The sequence below is a fragment of the Candidatus Symbiopectobacterium sp. NZEC135 genome, assembly GCF_025962695.1.
The window spans coordinates 1-553 of sequence record NZ_JAGFPF010001416.1; the positions used below are offsets into that span (position 1 = coordinate 1).

Consider the following 553-nt stretch of genomic DNA (forward strand, 5'->3'; position numbering starts at 1 on the left):
TCATTAAGCTATCGCTGGTCTTCGCCGTGGTGCTGGCGCTGTATGGCGTCTATCTCGACAGCCAGATTCGCAGCCGAATCGAAGGCAAAGTGTGGCAACTGCCTGCGGCGGTGTATGGCCGGATGGTGAACCTCGAGCCGGGCATGTCCTACAGCCAGAAAGAGATGATAAACCTGCTGGAAGGGATGCAATACCGTCAGGTATCGCGCATCACCCGGCCGGGCGAATTCAGCGTGCGTGGCAACACCATTGATATACTTCGTCGCCCGTTTGATTTCCCCGATGGCAAGGAAGGGCAGATCAACGCCCGACTGATCTTTACCAACGATCGTTTGGCTCAGATCCAAAATCTGGAGAACCAACGCAATTTTGGTTTCTTCCGCCTCGATCCGCGTCTGATCACCATGATGCAATCCCCCAACGGGGAGCAGCGACTGTTTGTGCAGCGCTCCGGTTTCCCTGATTTACTGGTCGACACGCTGGTCGCGACCGAAGACCGCCATTTCTATCAGCATGACGGCATCAGCTTCCTTTCTATTGGCCGTGCTTTTCT

At 55.2% G+C, this 553-nt stretch carries 1 protein-coding gene; it reads left to right on the top strand.

Going from position 1 to position 553, the window contains the following annotated elements:
* On the top strand, positions 1–553 hold a 553-nt coding region (locus J5224_RS34580), incomplete at both ends, for a transglycosylase domain-containing protein (RefSeq protein ID WP_264629339.1).